Raw genomic sequence first — 15,463 nt, 5'->3', positions numbered from 1 at the left:
CTGGGAACAAGTAGTGCTGCATTTGAACATTGGGCTGTTGATGACTAATTGACCTTGGTTGATTAGTGAGGGAGTTGAGGATAAACCATAGTCCTCGGGTTTAGCACACCGTATCATGCTTATCGTTGTTGGACGATATAAAGATGGAAAAGACGCCTGTAGCAGTCTTTCTAAGTGAGGTGGCACCGCGTGGACTTACGCCCTCACATTCCTTTTGGGATGTGGGGCGTTTTTGTTTGAGCTCAACAGGTTCATATTTTTGTTAATATACGGAATTCATTGGGAGGTTTTCGATGAAAAATAAGCATTTATGGGCAGTTCTGGCACTTTTAATACTATTTACTTTTGGCCTAGTCGTCCACGATGAATTAAAAATGGGCCAATCTAGGTCTAGTAGCCGTGTCGTTAAGGTTGGGGTTCTCCAATATGTGACTCATGAAGCATTAGATGAAATTTATGATGGGATTAAAGACCAGTTGGCCAAAGAAGGCTATACAGGCAATAAGGTTAAGATCCAGTTTCTTAATGCTGAAGGGGATCAATCTAAAATTTCAACTATGAGCAAGCAGCTGGCAGATGGTGATAATGATGTTTTGATTGGGATTGCAACACCAGCAGCGCAAGGCTTAGCCAATGCGACAAAGGATACGCCTGTTGTAATGGGGGCGATTAGCGATCCTGTTGGTGCTAAATTAGTATCCGACATGACACATCCGACAGGCAATGTCACAGGAACATCCAATCAGGTACCAATTAAGGATGCAGTAAACCTGATTCAGACTGTGACACCAGATACTAAGACCGTCGGAATTCTCTATGCCAGCAGTGAAGACAATTCACTGTCTCAGGTTGAAAGTTTCAGTAAGGCTGCCCAAGCAGCAGGTCTTAAGGTAAAGACCTATGCAGTTCCATCAACTAATGAAATTACAACAACAATGAATGTCATCGCTAAAGAGGTGGACGCGCTCTGGATCCCGCAGGATAATACGATTGCTAGCGCTTTTACAACAGTAGTATCAATTGCTAATAGTAATCAACTGCCTGTTTACCCAAGTGTTGATACTATGCTAAAGGATGGGGGTCTGGCCTCTGTCTACCAAAGCCAGTACCAGATTGGCGTTGAAACAGGAAAGATTGCTAGCCAGATTCTCAAGGGAAAGAAGGTAGCTGATATTCCGGTTAAGGTGATTGATACTGGTAGTCCATCTGTCAATCTAACAGCGGCCGATAAATTGGGAATCAACATACCTGATAAGACCTTGAAGGAGGCTAAAAAATCAGGCCTGGTCGTTGGTAAATAAGGATAGTTGGTCTATTTACGAACATAGTATCTTAGCTTGCTCAAAACTGCCTGCGTTCCTGTGAAGTTAGACAAATGTCGCTAGATTCTCAGACTTCGTTTCCTAAATTCCTTTGGAACGCTTACGGTTTTGTATCTTAGTAACTGAACACGAAGCTAATCTCTTTGGGAAAAAGACCGACTTCTTTGTGTCCAAGGACACAGAGTCTGTCGCCTATTTTTCGGTCAGAGAAACCGCTTCTTTGTATCTTAAATTAACTGAACACGGGCTAAAAGCTCGGGATTTAGACAAGCTTTCTTGTGTGCCAGCACACAGCGTCACCTTCCTAAAATCCTAGTCGCTTTTTACGCCCTTTGTATCTTGTTAATTGAGTACGGGTTGCGGATTGTGTCAAAAAACGATTCCTCCTAGAGTCTTTAATGACTCTGCATCGAATTCTTATTTTGACTCTATCCGTGGTCACCCTTTGTATATTATAAGGAGATAGAGATGATTTCAACAATTTCACAAGGGCTCTTGTGGGCCGTTCTAGGGATAGGGATTTACCTAACCTTCAGAATTTTAGACTTCCCAGATATGACGACAGAAGGGAGTTTTCCACTGGGCGGGGCTGTCGCTGTTACCTTGATTACACAGGGGGTTAATCCGCTGTTGGCTACTGTAGCCGCTGTTGGCTCAGGCTGTTTGGCTGGTTTTGTGACTGGCCTTCTCTATACGAGAGGGAAAATACCAACAATTTTGGCAGGAATTTTAGTAATGACTTCCTGCAATTCGATTATGTTGATGGTTATGGGCCGTTCAAACCTTGGCTTGCTCAATCAAAAGCTTTTACAAGATTTTCTGCCTTTTAGTGATAGCCTCAATCTTCTCCTTCTAGGGATGATTGTTGTGATTTTGGTTATTGTAGGCATTATTTTCTTTCTCAATACGCGTCTGGGACAGGCCTATATCGCTACAGGGGATAATCGTGAAATGGCCCGCAGTTTCGGAATCAATACAGATAATATGGAGCTGATGGGGTTAGTTGTATCAAATGGTCTGATTGCTTTAGCAGGGGCTTTGGTCAGTCAGCAAGATGGCTATGCGGATGTCTCAAAAGGAATCGGTGTTATTGTCATTGGTTTAGCTAGCATTATCATTGGTGAAGTTATGTTTTCCAATCTAACTATGCTAGAGCGGTTTATCGCTATCATGATTGGTTCTGTTCTCTACCAAATTTTGATCTGGGGAGTGGTAGCACTCGGCTTTAACACTAATTATTTAAAGCTCTTTAGTGCACTAATCTTAGCTATTTTCTTAATTGTTCCAAGATTAAGGGAAAAATTTTTCAAGGGGGTTAGGTTATCGCGATGATAAAAGTTGTAGAATTAAAAAATGCTACGGTTGCGGTCAATAACGGTTACGATGACGTCAAGTTAATTTTGGATCACGTTGATTTAGATATTTACGAGCATGATTTTTTGACAATTCTTGGCGGTAATGGTGCTGGTAAATCCACTCTTTTTAATGTCATTGCTGGAACCTTGATGCTGACAGAAGGCTCCGTTAAAATTATGGGAGAAGATGTAACCCACCTGCCAGCACAGAAACGTGCGAAATATGTGGCACGAGTCTTCCAAGATCCTAAAATGGGGACAGCTCCGCGGATGACAGTCGCCGAAAACCTCTTAATTGCCAAGTATCGCGGAGAAAGTCGCAGTTTAGTACCGCGTAAGATTCATGCCTTTCGCAAGGAGTTTCAAGAATTAGTGGTACAAATCGGCAATGGTCTGGATAAGCATTTGGAAACGCCGACTGGTTTCTTGTCAGGTGGGCAACGTCAGGCACTCAGTCTCCTAATGGCGACCGTCAAACGTCCCAATCTTTTACTCTTGGACGAACATACAGCAGCCTTGGATCCTAAAACCAGCCAGTCTCTGATGGAGTTGACAGATGAAGTGATAGCGCGAGATCAGTTAACTGGGCTTATGATTACTCACCACATGGAAGATGCTCTCAAGTATGGGAACCGTTTGATAGTCATGAAGGATGGTAAAATTATTCGGGACTTAGCTCAAGAAGCCAAAAGTCAAATGGTGCTCAGCGATTACTATGCCTTTTTTGAATAAATACCAAGCCAGCTCGGAATGCGAGGTGGCTTTTTTGAATGGATAAAACAATTTTTGGTTTTTAGAAGAGATTATCTTAACCAACACTCTACTTAAATAGTAGCCTTGTTAAAAATGGAGGCAGGGGCCATGCTCAGGCCTCTTTTTGTGAGCTTATTTTGTTATAATAAAGTTTAAGTCAATACTCTTTAAAAATCAGAGTCATACGTCATTGATTTTGACTTTCATTGAGTATAAATAGTGTTTGGAGGGCTGTCATGAAATTACTTTATACGGATATTCGTAGTCATTTGACGGATCAGCTGGCTCAGCTAGCCTATGAGCAAGCTCAGGCAGGCCGTCGGGTCTTTTATATTGCCCCCAATTCCCTATCTTTTGAAAAAGAACGTCGGGTTTTGGAATATTTGCCCGTTTCAGCCTCTTTTCAAATTACTGTTACGCGCTTTGCCCAAATGGCGCGTTATTTCGTTCTCAACGATATTGCAGACACAGAAGCTCTGACTGATACAGGGCTCAGTATGCTTTTCTTCCGTGTTCTTTCTCAAATGGAGGACGATAGCCTCAAACTTTATAGCGGTCTGCGCAAGGATAGCAATTTTATTCAGCAGCTGGTCGACCTCTATCATGAACTGCAGCGGTCTAATCTAAGTATTTTTGACTTGAAAGATTTGGAGTCAGACCTCAAATATCAGGATTTAGCCATCATTTTTTCCAATCTCTATCAAATTTTAGAGGAAGAAAATTTTGAGTCCCAGACCAAGATTGCACAGTTTTTGGAACATGTGACTGGAGGAGAATTGGACCATGAGCTGAAACACCTTGTCGTTATTGTCGATGGTTTCAGCCGTTTTTCAGCCGAAGAGGAAGCCCTGGTGACAGCTCTGCATGACAAAGGAGCGGAGATTATAATTGGTACCTATGCCAGCCAGAAAGCCTATAAAGCAACTTTCCTAGATGGCAATCTCTATCAAGCTAATGTTCAATTCCTCTTAGATTTGGGACAAAAGTTTGGAGTGCCTGCCCAATACATTGGACACTCCAAAGATGATAGTTTAGCTCGTTTATCACATCTGCTTGAAGCAAGGCATGATTTTTCTAGTGAACTGCCCCAGCTATTACCAAAAGATAAGGAAGTTGTGACTGTCTGGGATGTTGTTAGTCAGAAAGAAGAAGTCGAGCAGGTGGCAAGGGAGATTCGTCGGCTTTTGCAACAGGGGGTCCGTTATAAAGATATTTTGGTCTTGTTGGGGGATGTTGAATCCTATCAGCTTCAGATTGGCAAAATTTTTGACAAGTACGCTATTCCCTATTATCTTGGTAAAGCAGAGCCCATGAGTCATCATCCGCTGATTCATTTTATTGAGAGTTTGGAACGCATTAAGCGCTATAATTTTAGGGCTGAGGATATACTTAACCTTATTAAGTCGGGACTTTTTAAAAATTTATCGGACTATGAGATTGATAAATTTGAGCAGTATGTTAAATTTGCTGATATCAAGGGTCAGACTAAATTTAGTCGTGATTTTAGCGCCAACCTTTCCTTGGGAAATAATGGTTCGGGTGAAACCCTCTACAAGTATGATCTAGCCTCTCTAAATCGGACTCGTAAACAGGTTGTGGAGCCTCTGTTTGAACTTTTCAAGGCCCGCAAGCAGCAAGGAAAGAATCTCTTATCTAATAAGTTTATCCCCTTTTTGAAAGAGATAAACTTATCGGAAAATATGGTCACCTTGTCTCAAGGAAAATCTGAATTGGAGCAGGAAAAGGAAGTCGAGGTTTGGAAGTCCTTTAGTGACATCCTGCAGGAAGCACACCTGATCTTTGGTAGCCAAAGCCTTGCACTGGATGATTTTTTGGCGCTATTGCAGGCAGGGATGCAGGCTAGTAGTTATCGAACCGTACCAGCAACGCTGGATGTTGTAACAATCAAGGACTATGAGCTGATTGAACCTCATACCAGCCCCTATGTTTTTGCTATCGGTTTAACAGCCAGCAATTTTCCGCGTGTCCACAAAAATACCAGCCTAATTACCGATGACGAGCGCAGTCATCTCAATGAAGGCTTAGTGGATAGGCAGGGATATTTTGATCTGCCCAGTCGGGAGAACGTTCAAAAAAATCATGCCGCTATGATTTCTCTTTTAAATGCGGCAACTGAGCAGTTAGTTTTATCTGTTCCACAGCTTTTTAATGAAAATGAAGACAGGCTCTCGCCTTATCTGCAGGAATTAATGGATCTGGGGGTGGAGCCTATTCGCCAAGAGGTTTCGAGTTTTGCAGGTGGGCCTGATGATTTGGGGACCTATAAAGCCTTGCTGTCGCGTATTATTGAAGCCAATCAGCTTAGCTCAACGACTGATTTAAGTAAGGATGAGCAGACTTTCTGGTCAGTTATGATTCGTCGCCTGCGGCAAAAATTAGTCGAAAAGGATATGCATATTCCTAGCATTACAGATGAGCTAACGGTGGTTCCTATTTCGAATGAAGTGCTGAAGGTTCTCTACCCAAGCGACCAACCTTTACGCCTGTCAGCTTCTAGTTTGACAACTTTTTACGATAATCAGTATGCCTACTTTTTGCAACATGTACTAGGTCTTGAGGAAGAGGATTCTATTCACCCAGATTTTCGTCATCACGGGGTATACCTGCATAAAATTTTTGAAAAGATCATGGCAAAACCAGTTGATTCAGCTGATTTTGACAGCCGCCTAAGTCAGGCGATTACTCAGGTTAGTCAGGAGGAGGTCTACCGGGAACTTTATGATAGCGATGCTGAGGGGCGTTTGAGTCGAGATATTCTCTGGGATATTGCCCGCAGTACAGCAACTATTCTGCGAGATAATGAGACCGTTGAGGTACTGGATCGTGCAGGCGCGAGGCACTATTTGGGAGATGAACACTGGCAGGAAACACCAGCTCACCTCAAGGCGCTGGAGTTGAATTTTGATTATCTTCTCCCCCTTAACCATCAATATAAGCTGGCTATTCGTGGGCAGATCGACCGTGTGGACAAGCTGCGCTTCTCTGACAGTCTAGGCATTGTAGATTATAAGTCAGGAGATAAAAGGTTCCGTTTGGGTGATTTTTACAATGGTTTAACGCCGCAGCTGCTCACTTATATTTTAGCCATGCAAGAGCAGATGCCTGCGGATTTCCACAGCCCTGTTTTTGGTGCTATGTATTTACACATGCAAGATCCTCAGATTAAGCTGGATCAATTAACGAATCTGGCAGATGCTCCTCAGGTCTTTGATAAAAGTTTTAAATATCAGGGACTCTATGCTGCCGATGAGGCCAGTCACTTAGGCAAGTATTATAATACTAATAAGGCTAATCAGTTCAGTCAGGAGGAATTAGATGTACTTCTGGACTATACCAAGCGACTTTACCAGCAGGCAGCTGAGACTATTTTGTCGGGCCGTTTTGCGATCAATCCTTATACAAGGGATGGCCGTTCAGTTCAGGGAAACCAACTGAAAGGTATTACTGGTTTTGAAGCTGATCTTCACATGAAGTATGCTCGCCGCCTCTTTAAGGGTAAGCGGGAAGATTATCTCGGTCGGATGTCTCAAAGGAGCTGAGCCTGTCGATGTTTGTAGGAAAGAAAAAAATATACCTGCTAGTAGCCCAGTAGCCCATGCCGCTCTGATTACTCTGGCTTATAAGTATTTCTTAGTGGTCAGCACCGTTGTCATATTACTATGCTTTTTGAATGGGCTAAAGTTTAGTACCATATGATTTAGATCTGCTCTAAAACTTGAAAATTAAAGCAGATGTTCTTGTCTGTAGGCAGGTGATATTACCACTTTCTTAAATTGCTAGCCTCTTTTTTAGAGCTTAGTATCTTGTTTAAAAGGAGACGTTCAGTGGAGTTACAAGCATTTTTAACGGATAAACAAATAGTAGAACTGAAATCTAAGGAAGTCGCAGCCAGCCAGCGAGAGCAGCGGCTGCCGAGGACACCAGAGCAAATTGATGCGATTTACAGCAATGGAACAAATATTTTAGTTTCGGCATCGGCTGGCTCAGGTAAGACCTTTGTTATGGTTGAACGCATTATTGATATGCTTAAGCGCGGTGTCACTATCAGTCAGCTTTTTATCTCAACCTTTACAGTCAAAGCTGCTGAAGAACTTAAGGAGAGAATTGAAGCCAAGCTGATGCAGGAAATTGCTCAGACCTCTTATCGTGCACTCAAGCAACATTTGTCTGCTCAACTGGCTGATTTGCCCAATGCTGACATTGGTACTATGGATGCTTTTGCGCAAAAACTGGTGAATACCTACGGCTACAGTCTAGGGGTGTCACCGACTTTTCGTATTATGCAGGATAAAAGCGAGCAGGATATCCTGAAAAATGAAGTCTATGAGGATTTGCTGGCTGATTATATGACTGGTCCCAATGCCCAGCTTTTCAAACAGACAGTGCGCAATTTCACTGGCAACCGCAAGGATTCTTCTGGTTTCAGAGAGATTGTCTATGCTGTCTATACCTTTAGTCAGTCTACGGCTAATCCAACTGCTTGGTTAAAAGAGACTTTTCTCAAAGCCTATGAAGAAGACTTCCAAGAGCAGACGGCTACTTATTTGGCGCCTTATTTGCAGGAGCAGGACCTTGGGAGGTTGATCGAACAAGCCCAGCAATTTTTTGCAGATCACACTCAGACAGTTCGTCAGGAATTTAAAAAGACTTATAAGTACCTAGATAGTCTTGACGCACTTTTGGAGGCTTTGGCAGTACTTGATCCAGCCGCAGACCTCACTACACTACATGGGCAACTGCAGCCTATCAAGGTTTTGAGTAAAAACTTAACGATGCGCATCGGCAACAACAAGGATGAGCATCTCAAGGCTTTTGCTGCTGATTATAACAAGTTGCGTCCCCAGTATTTAAGGCCTTTTTTGGAATTGGAACAGGCACTATCGACGGTTCAGGTTCTAAGTGATTATCAGCCGCAGACCTTACCCTTGCTGCAGATTTTGCGGGCTTTTGTGGAGGATTTTTCTACCCAGTATCTGGAGCGTAAAAAACAGGAGAATGCTTTTGAATTTAGCGACATTGCCCACTTAGCTATTGCTATTTTAGAGGCAGAGCCGCAGATTCGCGCTCTCTACCAGCAGAAGTATCACGAAGTCATGGTTGATGAGTATCAGGACAATAATCACATGCAAGAACGGCTTTTGGATCTTCTGTCCAATGGCTATAATCGCTTCATGGTTGGTGACATCAAGCAGTCTATCTATCGTTTTCGGCAGGCCGATCCGAAAATTTTTCAAACTAAATTTGAGTCTTATGACAGGCGTGATACTTTTGAGGCTGGGCGCAGCGCAGGTCTTTTGATTGTCCTCAAAGAAAATTTTCGCAGCCATCTTGAGGTTTTAGAAGCTGCAAATGACGTCTTTTCCCGTCTTATGGACCAGTCGATTGGAGAAATTACTTACGATGAGACCCACAGATTGGTAGCAGGCAATGCGGATAAGCGCCAGCCCATTCCAGCTAACCGGGCGCAGGTACTTATCTATGATGAACAAGCAAACGAAGATGAAACAGAGACAGCCGATCATCCAACTGCAGATTTGCCCCAAGTATCAGTAGGTGAAGTTAAGATTGTTGTTAAGGAAATTCTGCGTCTGCACCGGGAAGAAGGCGTACCTTTCGACGACATTACGCTTCTAGTGCCGACTCGCACTAGAAATGACAGGATCCTTGCGACTTTTAACCAGTACGGGGTTCCTCTGGTAGCCGAATCTGGGAATGGTCATTATCTCCAGTCTGTTGAAGTTCTCGTGATGCTTGAGACTTTGCGCACGATTAATAATCCGTTGCGCGATGAGTCCCTTGTTGCCCTCCTAAAATCTCCTATGTTTCATTTCGATGAAGATGAGTTGACCCGTCTGGCTTTACAGGCTGAGCATGGTAATTTTTACGATAAAATCTTGCTAGCTTTGGATCGAAAAGGCCAACATCCAGAATTAATGCATTACCAACTTTTTGATAAATTGAAAACCTTTAAACAGGTGCTGGATAATTGGCGTGTTTTTGCCAAAACCAGAAGTCTGTATGATCTTGTCTGGAAGATTTATCAGGATAAATTTTATTATGATTATGTTGGTGCCTTGCCAGGTGGAGAGCAGCGTCAAGCTAATCTCTATGCCTTGGGTCTACGAGCCAATCAATTTGAAAAGACAGGGTTTAAGGGGCTGTCACGTTTTATCAATATGATTGATCAGATTATCGCAACTGATAATGATTTGGCAGACGTTGAGGTTGCCTTACCTAAAAATGCTGTTCAGTTGATGACAGCTCATAAGAGTAAGGGGCTGGAATTTCCTTATGTCTTTTTGTTAAATTTGGATAAAACCTTCAATAAGGTTGATCAGCATAGCAAATTGATTCTTAGTCAGTACAATGGCGCAGGTATCCAGTATATTGCTGATGTCGCTGAGCGTTTTCCTCAGGCTAAACGCCCGCAGCTCAAGGTTTCTATGGATACTCTGCCCTACCTTATCAATAAGCGTCAGCTCCACCGCGCCATGCTCTCTGAGCAGATGCGCCTGCTCTATGTTGCCATGACCCGGGCCGAAAATCGGCTTTATCTGGTGGGGAAGGGCAGTCAGGAGCGTTTGGCAGATAAGTACAGGGACAGCAGAAATCAGGAGCGCCTGAGTGTCAGTGCTCGCGAGGGCTGGTCAAGTTTTCAGGACTGGCTTTTGGCTATCGAACAGAACTTTCCAGAGGTTGATTTAGCCTTTGATATCCGCTATTTGGGCGATCAGGATTTGGAGGATTTAGCTCCGCTGGAGGTCAGTCTACCTGTGGATGCTGACGATGTCAGTCAAAATCGTCAGACTGACACTATTGCACGTGCCCTAGCTGCCTTAGAAGGGGTCGAGGCCTTGAACAAAACCTATGCGCCAGCGATTCATTTGCCCACCCTTCGTACCCCCAGTCAGATTAAGAAATTTTATCAGCCTCTTCTTGAAGATGAGGGCATGGATGTTATAGAAAAACAGCCTCTAGCTGCGGATTTTGCTCTGCCTGATTTCAGCAGACATCAAAACGTGACAGGAGCCGCTATTGGATCTGCTACCCATGAACTGATGCAGCGCCTGCCCATAAAGGCAGACGTGCGTCTAGCAGATTTGCAGGCTGCCCTAGCTCAGGTAGATGCTGATGAAGCCGTTAAACAGCAAATAGACCTGCAAAAATTAGAGACTTTTTTCTGTCAGCATTGGTTAGGACAGGAGATTATGAATCCTGATAATCAGCTTGTCCGCGAGGCGCCTTTTGCTATGCTTCACCGCGATGCTGAGTCGGGAGAACAGGTAGTTATTCGAGGGATTGTTGATGGCTTCATCCGTTATAATGATAGGATTTTACTCTTTGATTATAAGACAGATCGTTATCGCTATCCTGCCGAACTAGTGCAGCGCTACCAAGATCAGATGACCCTCTATGCCCAAGCACTTGAGCAGTCTTTCGAAATAGAGAGAATAGATAAGTATCTGATTTTATTAGGCGGCGATGAGGTTGTTGTGCAGGCTCTATGAACCGGAAGCTTAGCCGTGAAAACGCCGTAAATTCACCAATCATAAGCAATAGGAGCTAGGTTAAGAGCTTAGTTCTTTATTTCGTATTTGTACCCTTTGAAGCCAAGATAACGGAAGCGGTGAAAAAAACCAAAATTGAAAATTTAGGGGTATATTCTCACCCTCGCGCAGCTCAAACGGTCCCCAGACCTTTTGAACTAGTCGTATTTCAGTGGTACAAGCCACTGCCTGTCTTATCTCTATCCTTGAAGTATCCACTGGATAGTTTAAGCTGTCTACAGTCAGTTGTAGCGCGCGTTCAAACAGCCGCTTATGCTGCAAGAACAAGCTAGTAAGGATTTTAGCCTCATGGGTTTAACCAAGCCCTTGTAAGGTTTTGTGTAGAAAATTCCAAGCTTCAGCGGTTTTTCTTAAGACCTTACCGTGTCGGACTTCGATTTTCTTTGGCTATTGAGTATTTTAATCAAGCTGCATTAAAAGTCAGAAATGATGAAGGGCTGGAAATTGCTTCCATTTTCCCTTCTTTTTAAGAGAGCTGGACCTAAGAAAATAAGTCAGATCCGCTATTCTTGATGAGCACAAAGACCAGAATTGTGTTATTATGGAAGGTGCAGGAAATTAGCCAAGACTGATGGTCAATTTTACCAGTTGGCAATTTGTCTTTTAGAGCTGATTTCTTTCTGGACAAAAACAAGAAGATCTATTTAGAAAGACAGAGTTATGACAGTTTATAATATCAATCTTGGGATCGGTTGGGCTTCCAGCGGGGTTGAGTACGCCCAAGCTTACCGTTCAAAAGTCTTTAAGAATCTTGATATTGATGCCAAGTTCATCTTCACAGATTTCTTCAGTCAGGATAATATCATCGACATGGCTCGCAATGTCGGTTTTAGTGATGATCAAATTATCTGGATGTATACTTACTTTACTGATCAGACGCCTGCTCCAACGACCTTTACGGAGGCGGATTTAAAGGCGCAGTTTACCCGTGATATTACTAAAACGGACCGTGAAGACAAGCTGGTGCGGTTTTACTTCGGTGATCGCGACTTTGCGACGGCCTATTATTGCCGCCATAGCAAGGAGTATATCCATCGTATTGAATTTGTCTCCAATGGAAATTTGGTGCGCAAGGATTTCTATAATAATGGCAAAAATATTTCCTTTACTGAGTACTATGCGCCTAAGGATAATGCAGCTAAGCTCTATAAGCGCAGTTTTTACAATCTCGATGGCAGTATTGCTTACGACGAAATAACCGATGGGGACCAGCCCTTTTATCGTTTTCCTAACCATTTTTCTTACTCTAAGGAAGAGCTGGTTGAGCACTTTATGCAAGAGTTGGAATTAACAGCAGATGATCTGGTGATTCTGGATCGTTCGACTGGTATTGGTCAGGCCGTATTCCGCCACGTTAAACCCGCCAAATTGGCGGTGGTTGTGCATGCTGAACATTTTAGTGAAAATGGTACCAATGCTAACAGTATTCTCTGGAATAATTATTATGATTTCCAATTTACTAATGCTGACAGTGTTGATGCGTTTATTGTGGCTACAGATAGGCAAAAGACGCTATTGGCAGATCAATTTTTGAAATATAAAAATCTGCAGCCCAAGATTGTCACAATTCCGGTCGGCAGTTTGGATAAGATTAGACATCCCAAGAGTCCGCGGATTCCTTTTTCTGTCATGACGGCGTCCCGTCTGGCTACAGAAAAGCATGTGGATTGGCTGATAGAAGCCGTAGTGGATGCTCATGAACTTGTTCCAGATATTAACTTTGATATTTACGGCTCTGGCAGTGAAGAGGCTAAACTCCGCCAGCTGATTGAGGAGAAGGGGGCCAAGAATTATATCCAACTGCGAGGACATCAGGATCTGACAGATACTTATATGCAGCATGAGGTTTATCTTTCAGCTTCTAAGAGTGAAGGATTTGGTTTGACCCTACTGGAAGCGATTGGTTCTGGGCTGCCCCTGATTGGTTTTGATGTTCGCTACGGCAATCAAAACTTTATTAAAGATGGTGATAATGGCTATCTGCTGCCTATTTCTGAGCTGGACAGCGATCAGGAAATCGTCGAGCATTTAAGTGCTAAGATTGTTCAAATTTTCACCCTAGCCAATCTCGATGACATGCATCGGGTTTCCTATGATATGGCTCAGGACTATCTGACAGATAAGGTTGAAGACAAGTGGAATCAACTGATTAAGGAGATGACCAATGATTAACTTATTTGAAAATTATAATCAAGATAGTTGGGACTTACACTATTCGCTGATTCTGTCCGGATATCAAAATACAACCATCGCTATTAATGATAACGGCTTCCTGCCGGATGATGTCACGTCCCCTTTCCTTTTTTTCACTGGTTTTGTTAATGCCCAAGGTAAACCCTTGCATTTCAATGAAATTCCTGTACCCACATTTTGGGAGATCAAAGGGACGAACAACAGCGGTGAGATTTTTGATCTTAACAAGAAGCGGGCTAATATCAACTTTTCCAAGCCCAGCCATAATCGTTTTGTGCAGTCGGTTGACTGGCTGGACGAGGCAGGGCATGTACGTAGCACTGACCACTACAATAAATATGGTTACCGCTTCGCACAAACGATTTACAACCGTGACAGTCAAGCTGTTCAAAAATCCTATTACAATAAAGAAGGAAAAGAGGTTCTAGTTGAAAATTATGTTACTGGTGATTTGATTCTGGAACATGAAAGCAAGATTTATATCTTCAAATCCAAGGCTGATTTTGTAACCTATTATATCCAAGCATCGGGCTATAATTTGGAGCGGATCCTCTTTAATTCTTTGGGCATGCCTTTCTTAGTTAAGTATCAATTGAACCAAGCCGGTGAAGACGTACTCTTTTGGCAGGAGCCAGTTGGTGATACGCTTCCTCATAATATGGAGCTTCTGCTGGATGAGACCGCTGTGCGTAAGACCAAGATTGTGGTTCAGAATCGTGAGACCTATGAGCAGATTTTGCGCTTGGTAACTCCTGATCAAAGGCATTTTTTCACTTATGTCGGTTTGCTCTATCCCTTCCAGCGTGATAATCAGGCTCGTAAGGAAGCCTTGATTCTCACCAATTCTGACCAGTTGGATTATATCGAAACATTCGTTGAAGACTTCCCTGATATGACTCTGCATATTGCGGCTATTACGGAGATGTCCAGTAAACTCCTAAGTTTGGGACGTCACAGCAATGTTCACCTCTATCCTAATGTCACCAATCTGACAGTTCGTCAGCTTTTTGGCCGCTGTGATATTTATCTGGATATCAATCAGGGGAATGAAATTCTATCGGCTATTCGGACAGCTTTTGAGAGCCGTCAGCTCATTTTAGGTTTCAAGGAGCGGATGCATAATCCGCGCTATTCAGCACCGGAACTTTTCTTTAGCCTTGACGATTATGCGGGATTGCGCGACAGACTCCGCAATGTTCTCGGCAATCAGGCTGCTACGACGCTGGATCTGCAAGCACAGTATAAAGCTGCTAACCTAGCTATACCAGAAGATTACAAGCGTGAGTTGGGATAGAAAATGGATCATGACAAAAGACCTAGAGATGCTAGGTCTTTTAATATGCCATCAGTAATGACAGTGTTTTATGATTTATACTCTTTGAAAATTTCATGATTTCTCCATGCACTAGAGCAGCAGATATATGCTGGCATCACACCCTGATAATCTAAAACGATCTGAAAAGAGGCGACTCTATTCCATTTATTAAGATGTCATCATAAGATGTGGAATATCTTCAGCAGGAAACCATAAGATTTGGCGTACAAAACCAACATTAGCGGATTTTTTGAGCTCCTGCCTAATCTTTTTGGCACAAGTTCATTGGATTAGATCTAATAGGTTAAAGAACTTAACGTCCGTCAATCAGAAATTTTGGAGTAGATTCCATCATCATTTTAAATTTTTTAGCAAATATTTCGGGTGGTTCTGGAAAATCCTCAGAGATCCACTCGGCAATAATGGCAAAAACATACGCCCTCATAATCTTTATCATACTTTTTTGGGGGAAGGGGCCGTGGTTGATGACTGTAGTAGCCATATGATCTAGTATAGGAGCATACTCTTTGTCCAGAAATTGCTCCCATCTTGCTTTCATCATACTGCTATAAAGAAATCGTCCCCACATCCGATTTTTGTAAATTGTAGGAATTATGACTTCAGAGACAATATCATAGAAAGATAAATATTTTTGACTTCCCATGACTTTCTCTAGCTGTGCAAAAGCTTCTTGAGTAATAGAAGTATGGATATCTTCAAAAATCTCATCAACATTGTGATAATGTTTTTTGTAAATCGCTTGCCTTGTCATACCAGCTTCCTCAGCAATCTCTGTTAAAGTGAGTTTTTCTTTATTGGGATGTTGTGAAACGATCCTAAAGACAGCGTTAATAATATTTTCATGACTACCTAAAACCATATCTGCCTCCTTGTAGTGTGATTATATAAAAAAAGTTGTCAGCTTGTAAAATAAAA

At 42.7% G+C, this 15,463-nt stretch carries 7 protein-coding genes and 1 pseudogene; 7 read left to right on the top strand and 1 reads right to left on the bottom strand.

Features of this window, described 5'->3' with window-relative positions:
* Positions 1-293: 293 nt before the first annotated feature.
* The 7 genes and pseudogenes from trpX to gtfB form a co-directional block, all read left to right on the top strand.
* Positions 294-1,301, top strand: coding sequence for a tryptophan ABC transporter substrate-binding protein (gene trpX / locus AC4HAL_RS00180; protein ID WP_491092405.1), 1,008 nt, complete (start codon positions 294-296; stop codon positions 1,299-1,301).
* A 489-nt stretch (positions 1,302-1,790) separates the two neighbouring features.
* A complete protein-coding gene (locus tag AC4HAL_RS00175) occupies positions 1,791-2,654 on the top strand; it encodes an ABC transporter permease (protein WP_491092404.1) in 864 nt (287 codons plus the stop codon).
* A complete protein-coding gene (locus AC4HAL_RS00170) occupies positions 2,651-3,409 on the top strand; it encodes an ABC transporter ATP-binding protein (protein ID WP_491092403.1) in 759 nt (252 codons plus the stop codon). Before AC4HAL_RS00175 ends, AC4HAL_RS00170 begins: the two co-directional genes overlap by 4 nt.
* 257 nt (positions 3,410-3,666) lie before the next feature.
* Positions 3,667-6,990: an ATP-dependent nuclease subunit B gene (rexB, locus tag AC4HAL_RS00165; RefSeq protein WP_491092402.1), complete on the top strand. Its 3,324-nt coding sequence runs from the start codon at positions 3,667-3,669 to the stop codon at positions 6,988-6,990.
* Positions 6,991-7,275: 285 nt separating this feature from the next.
* The gene (gene addA / locus AC4HAL_RS00160) at positions 7,276-10,959 is read left to right on the top strand and encodes a helicase-exonuclease AddAB subunit AddA (protein WP_491092401.1); all 3,684 of its coding nucleotides are present in this window, start codon (positions 7,276-7,278) and stop codon (positions 10,957-10,959) included.
* A 720-nt stretch (positions 10,960-11,679) separates the two neighbouring features.
* On the top strand, positions 11,680-13,191 hold the full coding sequence (gtfA, locus tag AC4HAL_RS00155; protein ID WP_491092400.1) for an accessory Sec system glycosyltransferase GtfA: 1,512 nt from the start codon (positions 11,680-11,682) through the stop codon (positions 13,189-13,191).
* Positions 13,184-14,503 (top strand): annotated as a pseudogene (gtfB, locus tag AC4HAL_RS00150) (accessory Sec system glycosylation chaperone GtfB); the annotation flags it as partial. The gene gtfA and the pseudogene gtfB, both read left to right, overlap by 8 nt.
* A 337-nt stretch (positions 14,504-14,840) precedes the next feature.
* On the opposite strand, the gene AC4HAL_RS00145 reads toward gtfB, so the two are convergent.
* Positions 14,841-15,407 carry a TetR/AcrR family transcriptional regulator gene (locus AC4HAL_RS00145; protein ID WP_491092399.1) on the bottom strand — a complete coding sequence of 189 codons (567 nt, stop codon included), beginning with the start codon at positions 15,405-15,407 and terminating at the stop codon, positions 14,841-14,843.
* Between the last annotated feature and the right edge of the window lie 56 nt (positions 15,408-15,463).

Source organism: Streptococcus sp. ELY_125, assembly GCF_058314535.1.
Note: the sequence above shows the minus strand (reverse complement) of the source record. Positions and strands in the feature narration are given on the sequence as shown.

Coding starts and splice junctions, on each gene's coding strand:
- gtfA (WP_491092400.1), top strand. CDS start 11,680: ATGACAGTTTATAATATCAATCTTGGGATCGGTTGGGCTTCCAGCGGG.
- AC4HAL_RS00170 (WP_491092403.1), top strand. CDS start 2,651: ATGATAAAAGTTGTAGAATTAAAAAATGCTACGGTTGCGGTCAATAAC.
- AC4HAL_RS00145 (WP_491092399.1), bottom strand. CDS start 15,407: ATGGTTTTAGGTAGTCATGAAAATATTATTAACGCTGTCTTTAGGATC.
- rexB (WP_491092402.1), top strand. CDS start 3,667: ATGAAATTACTTTATACGGATATTCGTAGTCATTTGACGGATCAGCTG.
- trpX (WP_491092405.1), top strand. CDS start 294: ATGAAAAATAAGCATTTATGGGCAGTTCTGGCACTTTTAATACTATTT.
- AC4HAL_RS00175 (WP_491092404.1), top strand. CDS start 1,791: ATGATTTCAACAATTTCACAAGGGCTCTTGTGGGCCGTTCTAGGGATA.